General features: G+C 52.6%; 3 protein-coding genes. 2 read left to right on the forward strand and 1 reads right to left on the reverse strand.

From position 1 onward, the window contains the following. Together ACEW8P_RS11800 and ACEW8P_RS11805 are read left to right on the forward strand one after the other, a co-directional pair. The coding region (locus ACEW8P_RS11800; RefSeq protein ID WP_373513282.1) for a transposase at nt 1-353 on the forward strand (353 nt) is incomplete at its 5' end. Nucleotides 354-555: 202 nt separating this feature from the next. Continuing rightward, a complete protein-coding gene (locus tag ACEW8P_RS11805; RefSeq protein ID WP_373513283.1) occupies nt 556-1662 on the forward strand; it encodes a C-terminal helicase domain-containing protein in 1107 nt (368 codons plus the stop codon). A gap of 114 nt (nt 1663-1776) precedes the next feature. On the opposite strand, the gene ACEW8P_RS11810 is transcribed toward ACEW8P_RS11805, so the two are convergent. Further along, nucleotides 1777-3549: alpha-2-macroglobulin (locus ACEW8P_RS11810; RefSeq protein ID WP_373513284.1), on the reverse strand; the 1773-nt coding region annotated here is incomplete at its 5' end.

Genomic DNA, 3549 nt, shown 5'->3' on the forward strand with positions numbered 1-3549 from the left:
CCGCGCGGTGGAAGGTGAGAAAACACGGAGCTGACAAGCGACGCACTTGGCGCAAATTGCACTTGGCAATAGACCAAGCCACAAACGAGCTTCATGCCGTCGAGCTGACGACCAACGCTGTCAGCGATGCCGACATGGTCGGGCCTTTGGTGGCCGGCATCACCTGTCCCATCGCCCGGTTGGGTGGCGACGGTGCCTATGACCAGGTGAAGGTCTATGACGAGCTGGAGACACGTCAGATTGAGCCAGTAATCCCGCCCCGTTCCAACGCGGTAATCTGGGTCGATAAAGTGGGAAATGATTTGATACACCCTAGAAAAAGGTACTTACGCAGATTGATTGCTTGGTTTTAGCCGAGTGGAAACGTCAGGTCGATTACCACCGTCGCAGTAAGGCGGAGACAGGCATGTTCCGCTGGAAGACGACCTTCGGCGAGCGGTTGTCAGCACGTTTAATGGCAAATCAACAAACCGAAGTTCATGTCAAGGCAAACTGTCTGAACCGATTTGCAAAGTTAGGCATGCCCACAGCAGTCAAAAGAGTGCCGACGTAGCCATGCAACAAAGCCTATTAGAAGTAGAAGTTATTGATAATAAATACGATCATTTAGTTCATATCATCAATGATAAATGTATAAATGGAGGCAATAAGATGCTAATTTTCATTCGTCGTCACCCTACTGCTATTTACCTGTCCAAACGGCTTAAAAAAGAATTTAGGAATTTATCAATAGAATGTATGGTAGAAAAAGTGAACGGTATATTGAAGCTCAGAGGGACACGAACTCGCCAGAGAATCCTAAAAGACTTTTCGCCCTCAGCGCATAAAGGCCACCGCACGGATAAGGAAATCGACATTCTAATATGTACTGATGCTGATAGTATGGGGGTTGACCTCCCAGATGTAAATGTAGCTGTGAACTACGATTGTCCAGAGGGGGCTGACGTTCTTTTCCAGAGAGCTGGTCGAATTATGAGAATGACCAATAAACCAGATAGAACGGTATATTTTTACACATTTATTCCTTCGATTTATAAAGTATCAGACTCAGAGTCACTTTGCAGGAAAGATATAAATAATCGTTTCGAACGACTGATTAGGCGGCATAAAAAGTCAACCGAAATACTTGAAACTGATGTTTTTACGCATGATATGGAGCTAGATATTAGTTTAGAATCTGATATTGATACTGAAAGTTTTGCAAACAGCAACAAAGCATTAGAAAAATTAGGGGGATTTGGTTCAAGATTCTTGTTAGAACACTCGCTGACCTTAAATAAGCACAAAGAAAGAAATAAGGAGTTGTCCGGTTTTCTTCATAGCGCATCCGAATACTCAGGTGATCATAAAAAAATATTTTTGCTTTTACAAGGTTCTGAAAAACTGCATAAGGTTTTGTATAATTTAGACAACGATGAATTGGAGTCAGCCACCGATTTATCAATTTTGAATATGATAAGCTGCCCAGAATCAACAGAACGAGCATTAGTAAGTCCTGAGGACATTGATCAAGCGGCACTTTTGGCTTCGGAGAAGTGGTGCCATGAAAGTCAAATAGACATTGGTATGCTGGAAAAACTTTGTGTTTTGATGCTAATCCCCAATTCTTACAAGAAAGACAGACTCATCAAAGAATTTGTTACGAAAAGAGCTATAATCTGAATTTATCAAAATCCGTCTGTGGATGTCACATATCTTTCTTGAATAAAGATTACCCTCTCAGTAATGTTGATGGGCCCCACTTAGCAATGCCCTCAGACGCGCTCAATCGCGTCTCTATTGCACCGTGACCTTCCCCCCACCCGAATAACTCCGGTACTCCCCCTGGTACATCGCATCGGCTGCCGCCGGGCCGACGGTGTAGGTACCTTTGGAAATGACGCGAACCTGGTAGTAGAACGACTGCTCGCGGGCCGTGGCGGTGGTGAAGAAATGAATACGGTCGTCGCGGATGTCGAAGTACTCAGGCGTGGCGGCGTTTTTGATCCAGGGCATGTCGCGTGGCTCGGTCAGGCGCGGGTTTTCGATCTCGAAGGCGGCGGGCAGCAGGTCGGTCACCACTACATTTTCGATGGGCAGGCCGCTGGTGCTGGACACCGTTACTTTCACGACGATCAGGTCGTTTTGGCGGAGCGTCCCGGTGTTGCCGCCGTTGCGGGTCAGGTACTGCCGCCGAACCCTTAGGCCGTTGTCTTCTTCCACATAAGCTCCCGTGGCCGACTGACCTTCGGTCTGCGAAAACCAGTACAAATCGCCCTTGTCCTGCGTTTTTACCGTTAGTTTTTGGTTCAAAATATCCTTCGCCAGGCTCAGTTCCTTGCCATCGAAGGTGGCGAGTTGTTTGCCCTTGGCGGCTACGGTCGCCGTGACGGTGGAGCCGGAGACGCGCTGGGCGAGTTTGCCGAGGGCCAGCACGGCGAAGCCCGCTTCCTGGGTGTTGAGGTAGGAAGCCGATACCACGGCCTGGGACAACTGCCGCGCCAGAAGCGGAATCTGGACGTTGTCGGGGTCGGTTTCCAACAGTGTGTTCAGCACCAGCGCGAGATTGCGGAGCGGCGAGGCGTAGCTGCCTCCAAAGGTGTTGGGGGCGTTGTCGTTCTGGTACTTCGCGGGCAGCAGGGCGGCGTAGCTGCGCGAGTCGCCAATAAGTTGGTACGCCCCGGCCAGCAGATAGCGGGCGTCGGGCGTGAGCAAGTTGGGATTTTGCTTGTAGTAGTTCATGGCCGGACGATTGGGCTGGCCAACCAGCGACAGCACGTACAGTGAGTACAGACTCTCACGCTGCGCCTTCACGGCCCGGACGGTGCTGCCGTCCTCCGTGGCGATGGGTACCTCTTCGGTGGCGGTGGTACCTGTCTTGGCCGTCAGGTACTCGATGGCGCGGCTCATGGTAGCCCCGTTGACCTCGAATCCGGCACGGCGGGCTTCTTCCAGAAAATGCACCGCGTAGGCCGTCACCCACCAGTCTTCGCGCTGCGCGCCGGGCCACATCGCCAGTCCGCCGTTGTAGAGTTGCTGGGTTTCGGTCTTGCGGATGGCTTGCTGCACGTTGGTGGCGGGGTTGAAATCGCTCTCGCCGCTGCGCACCAGATAGACGGGCGTCGCCATCGCCTTCGTCAGGTCGGCGAAGTAGATTTGCGGGAATGCCTTGGAAATGGTCTGTTCCAGGCAGCCATAAGGGTAGCCCAGCAGCGTGGACAGCGCCTTGCCGCCGCCCTGCACCAGCGGCGAGCGGCTGAACGTCACTTGGGCGCGGGCCGTGCCGGGCAGGTAGTTTTGGGCGAGGTCGATGGTACCGCTTTGTCCGCCCGCGATGACGCCCGACTGGCTGATTTTGAGCAGCGGCGAGGCCGGACGCACGGTGAGGTTGGTTTCCTGCACGAAGGTTTCGCCGAAGGCCCCCACTTTCACGGTGATCTTGCCCAAACCAATGCCCGAACCCGCTTTCACGCTGAACAGAGCCCGTGCTTCCTGGCCCGCTGGAATGGTGAGTTTCTGCGCGGAATTATCGCCGGGCGCGAGCGGCCCGCTGGTTTGTAGCGAGACGGT

The organism is Persicitalea sp. (assembly GCF_041751555.1).
Lineage (GTDB): Bacteria > Bacteroidota > Bacteroidia > Cytophagales > Spirosomataceae > Persicitalea.

Coding starts and splice junctions, on each gene's coding strand:
- ACEW8P_RS11805 (WP_373513283.1), top strand. CDS start 556: ATGCAACAAAGCCTATTAGAAGTAGAAGTTATTGATAATAAATACGAT.